This is a genomic window from Bradyrhizobium sp. P2_E8, from assembly GCF_056403875.1.
In genome coordinates this window covers 1-4,989 of the sequence record NZ_JBFUES010000560.1, presented here as the reverse complement: position 1 = coordinate 4,989, position 4,989 = coordinate 1, and the positions used below count along the sequence as shown (strand labels likewise).

Below are 4,989 nucleotides of genomic sequence, written 5' to 3'. Positions count from 1 at the left end.
GCAATGCCGAGCGTCTTGCTGCCAACTTCGCTGTTCCAGCAATAAAATCCCCGGAAATACAAATCCGGTGATCCATCCGGCAACCGGCCCGCCTCGATCGGGTTGGTGTCGTCGACCAGAAACAGGAACACGTCGCGGTCGCTGGCGTAAAGCGTGGTCGTGTCCTTGGTCACGTCGACAAAGGGATTGTGGGTCATCGTTGACCAATCCAGCACGCCCGGCACCTTCCAGCGCGTGTCGCCAGTGCCGTTGCCGGCGATCTTCATCACGGCGGCGACCAATTCATGGTCCCAGATGCGACCATAGTCCGGCCCGGTGACGGCGCGAAGCTCGACCCGCCCGTTGTCGGCTTCGAGGGTTTTCACGAGCTCGGCGCGGTGTGTCAGCAAGCCGTGTTGCAGGTTGATGCCRGASAGAGCYGCGGGAAGCTGCCGCAAATACGACGTCGGCGCGCCGACCAGCGTACACAACTGGCCAAAGCTCCAATGGGTGGGCGCCACCGGCTCGTCACGGCCGGGGACCATCAAGGCCAGTCGCTCGGGATTGTTGCTGTTGGCCTCTAACCGGATAGCCCGGCTTTCCACCGTCCGCGCCTGCGCGCGYTCGGCGCGACCGCGCACGGCGTTGTAGAGGTCCGGCAGGTTCAAATAACGTTCGTCATCCGGTCGCGAGAACCATTCCGACGACACACGGCCAATCCGTTCACCGCGCGATACATCGACACGAAAACCGCCGGAAGCAGAYTGTTGGCCTTGCGATAAMSTCATCATRTTCATGGTCGTTTCTCCTATGGGCTGAGGTTGAAGCGCAGCGCTGCGCTGCAACCCTGCCCGTCGGCGAGACCTGGGGTAGCAAGGGCAAGGGCGGCCRAAGCGGAGGGGGATCACCCGCCTGACAAGGGCGCGCTCGATGAGCGCGCGTCTGCACGCGCCCTGACGACTTTGGTCGTCATGAAGATCCTTGGCGCGGAAGACCGGGGACACYGCTCCGGCCGGCACCGTCAGGTGCTTCACCCTTGCCCGCGCGAGGGCGGAGCCCTTAGCGATTCACTTCCAARAAACAAYGCTCTTCCTGCTTCCCTGCAAGAGCGCGACAGAAACGYAAAARGCCCCGCCTCCGGAGAGGCGGGGCGGATGATCCGGATGGATCAGTCGCCGTTGCGGCGGGACCAGATCAGGGTGAARCCCTCGTCKCCCTCGACTTTCACCAGCGAGGCGTAGATCGGCGCCGGGAAGCTCGGATCGTCGAGCTTGACCGAGAGGTACTCGCGTTCGGTCTCGCGGGCGGTCTTTTTCCAGGCGGCACCGAATTCGGTGGTGCCGGCGAAGATGCGATAGTCGGGCGCCTTGTCGTTGTCCTTCTCGGACGGGGCGAACCTTGCCTTGATGTTGAGTGTCAGCGTCTTGATCGAGCCGACGTAGCCGTTGTCCGAAGCGGTGAAGGTGCCGATGGTAGCCATGGTGGTCTCCGTTGGTTGCTCGGGCCGCGCCCATCGCGGCCTCGATGGCGATCCTTGGCCCCGGGGAGCGAGCGGCCCGCAGCCGCYAGGCCCGCAGCGCAGCGGAGGACGGCGTAAGCCTGCTTTTTTGTTTTCCGCGAGGAATGCCGCCCCTTTGCGGCAGGRGAAAAAAGCAGGCGTAGCCGTTRCGGGAAGGCGATCGAGGCTCTTGCCGTCCCTCGGGCTTGATCAGCCCATTCGAGGTTGCGTTGGACGCCGCCCATGAAAGAACTGACGGAGACAACCATGGCTGCCGGCATGCGAACAGCACAAGGACCCTGCTTGATCGGTCGAACACACGCTGACGTCAGCGCATCAACGGCGATAGAAACGCGCAAAAGAGARCGATGAGCGACCAATTTTGCATGCTGTCGTGGCGCKTCGGGGCGCCGCTGGAAGAAGCCCCCGCCGAAAGACGATCCGAACGGCGGCAGTCATTCGTCTGATCAAGGACCAGGCYAACGGCACATCGCCGCTGATGAAGCGGGCCAGACGACRATCCTGTGTTCGCGGTTCGCTACGATCGGCACAGATCGGAGGGTCCCGCATTCCGTCGTCCAGGTGCGGGCTTGCGTCGGAGAGTCGTCGCTTTGCATMAATTAAATCGGCCGCGCGCCGRGGCGCGCGGCCGAAATTTTGGRTRRTTGGCCGGGGCCGCATSCGCGGCCCCGGCCRAAACTCACTCGGCAGCCTCCGAATARGCATCAYCACGCCCAKCGGTGGRCGCMTCGGATTGCTCTTGCGGCTTGSCCGTCCTCAGCASGGCGGGCARCCAGTCGGTCGCAGCSAGCAACTGCTCGGCCGCTTCCGCCATATCGAYCTTYTTCATATCGRCCATTCGMTCGGCSGCCTCGCCGCTCRCRCCSTCGCAGACYGCCTCCWGWATRCGCGCCTTGGTGAYGCGACCGARATAGCTGCGCACGGTCGGCCGCCAGTARCCGGTCATGTCGAGGGMAACSGCTTCCGCCARCCGGTCGGCTGTTGCCAARGCKCGGGGYCTCCGCTCCCACGGCAGTTTGACCGCGTTGACGGTCAGCGCGACGCAATGGGCGAACAAGGCCATGCGGCTGTCGGAATCGAGTTCGGCCACAAATGCCCACAGGCTCGTGACGTCGCGCGGAATCTGCCTTGCCCAATTGGCGTGGCGGTCCGCCCAAGCCTTGCCGGTGGGCGTGTCCTCGATACCGTCCGCATGCCCTGCCAAATCCGTCTTGATCGGTTGGATACCGACGACATGGGCGTCCGCGCCAAAATAGAAGATTTGCGCGGCGAGGGCATGGGTGACCGCAACGATGGCGACTTCCGGCTGTTCGCTCAAATTGAGCCGGAGGCCCAAAGTTCTGTGAGCGGTGAGGTCACGAACGAGAACATCAGACAATGGGCGGTCGTCCTCCTCTTCATCGGCGGCACCCTCTACTTCCCTGCTCTCATCTTCCGCGGCCAGAGTATCTGCTCCCTCCGGATCGGCTGCCGCTTCCGCGGCTTGGTCCGCTTCGGAATGAGGCTTTTCGTCCGCGGGCCGGATGAAACCGCGCTCGATCCGGACGGCGCCGTCGTGATTGAGGATCACGAACGCACCGCCGCGCGCGACGTCGTCGGGATCGTAAGCCTGCCGCTTCGCTTCCAACCGCTCGATCTCGGTCTCAAGCTCGCCGAAGCGGGCATCCACTTCATCAGGAAGTTCATCGGCCGTCTGGTGCTGTTCGGTGAGGCGGTCGAATTCGGTCTGTGCCGCTTCAAGGGCGGACTTGTCTTCCGCCGAAAGCTCGACCGGATGCGGGTAGGTCCTCCGCATGCCGTGGGCATGCGGGAAATCGAGATGGGCTTCCGTCCATTTCCATCCCTCGGCCGCCCGAATCGCATCGGCTTCGCGACCGAGTTTTGCGGTTACCAGCAAATCGAGCAGCGCCACGTCTTCCAGATAGCCGCCGCGATCCTCGGTGAAGAGGTCGCGCAAGATTGAGCCGCCTGCTTCGGTGTACGCTTCGATACCGACAAAACGCGCGCGGCGGTCGGTTGCGGCCACATGGGTTTCGGTGAGCATGCGACGGATGGTGCTGGCATCCCGGTTATAGGATAGCCGCTCATAAACACCTTCCTGCCGGGCGTGATCATCGGTGATGGCAAAGGCCATCAATTGCTCAAGCGCCAGATCGCCATCACGATAGACCTGCATCAACTTCGGAGAGACTGTGCCCAACCGCAGGCGCTGCCGCACCACGTGCGGCGTCACGCCGAAGCGGGCGGCGATTTCTTCCGCGCCGAAACCGCGCTCTTCCGCCAGCTTCTTGAAGGCCTCGAACTGGTCGGCGGGATGCATATTTTCCCGGGTGACATTTTCGTCAAGGCTGATCTCGTGCGGATCGTTCGCGGTATCGACGATGCAGCGGATCGGCTCGGTCTTCTTGATCTCCTTCCGCTTCACCCGCAGAAGCTGGGCAAGCCGCCTGCCCTCGCCGATGGTCACGAAATAGAACCCGGTGGCCGCCCCCTCTCCATCGACCTCCGGTTCAACGACCAGATTTTGCAGAATGCCCTTGGCGGCGATGCTCGCCGCATAGGCCTCGATCGCCGCATCGCTGTGCGGCGTCTTGCGCGCATTCTTCGGSGACTTCTTGAGCTTGYTGAGCGGAATGAGAACTTGCGTTCCGTTCTCGGGSAGTTGTTCAACGTGCTTGGCCGACATGATCGATCTCCTTTTGCTTTCATGGGTGCAGGGCGCACTCCGCGCCTGCGCCCCTGCCCGTCGGCGAGACCAGGGGTAGCAAGTGCCAGGGCGACCCGAGCGGAGGGGGATCGCCCGCCCGAAGGGCCGCTCGAAGAGCGGGTCTGCACAAGCGCGTGCCAGGATTTCCGGTGTTGAGGATCTGAGAAAGCGCGGAAGACCGGGGAGACCGCTCGGTTCGGCGCCGGCACCAGCCGGCGCTTTACCCTGGCGCGCGCGAGGGGCGGAGCCCCTTAGATCTGGAAAATGGGGCATGTTGGCTGGTGCAGGCCGTGCCCGGCAGAGAAAAAGGCACCCGCAGGAGGGTCAGCATAGCGCCGACGCGTAGCGGCGGGACCCGGGACCGAGTGCAGTCGCGAGACCGGTTAAGAAGGCACCCGAACGCGGGACAGTGATAGCGACGCCGGCATGCAATGACGGCGGGGCCCGCGAGCGAGTGCCTCCGGCGAGCGACACACTATTCAGCGCGAGGGATCGAAGCCGCACGGCCGAGACGCTACGCGGCTTGGTTCACGAGAGCCCGGTCCGGCCCTTGCCGGACGCGCACAACCGAAAGCGAAGCGCTAGCTGGAGCCTTTGGATTTCCTCGCGGGTTCACGGGCGGGAGTTCCTGCCATTGCGAATCCCAGCCATGTGCTAGCAGCCGGAACGAATGACGGACAAAACGATTCGCCGTATCAGGAGCTATTCCTATGCTGATGACAAGTGAACGAAGACCGGCGATACGGACGATGCGCGGATGGGCGATTGACGTGCTCCAGGAAGC

Annotated in this window: 3 protein-coding genes; all 3 read right to left on the bottom strand. The window is 63.5% G+C overall.

Features of this window, described 5'->3' with window-relative positions:
* Positions 1-776 (bottom strand): DUF932 domain-containing protein (locus AC1D00_RS26435; protein ID WP_477012676.1); only part of this gene is annotated, 776 nt, incomplete at its 3' end.
* 371 nt (positions 777-1,147) lie between these two features.
* Positions 1,148-1,459, bottom strand: coding sequence for a DUF736 domain-containing protein (locus tag AC1D00_RS26430; protein WP_045003395.1), 312 nt, complete (start codon positions 1,457-1,459; stop codon positions 1,148-1,150).
* A 718-nt stretch (positions 1,460-2,177) separates the two neighbouring features.
* Entirely contained in the window at positions 2,178-4,184 is a 2,007-nt protein-coding gene (locus tag AC1D00_RS26425; protein WP_477012675.1) for a ParB/RepB/Spo0J family partition protein, read from the bottom strand.
* Positions 4,185-4,989: the final 805 nt, after the last annotated feature.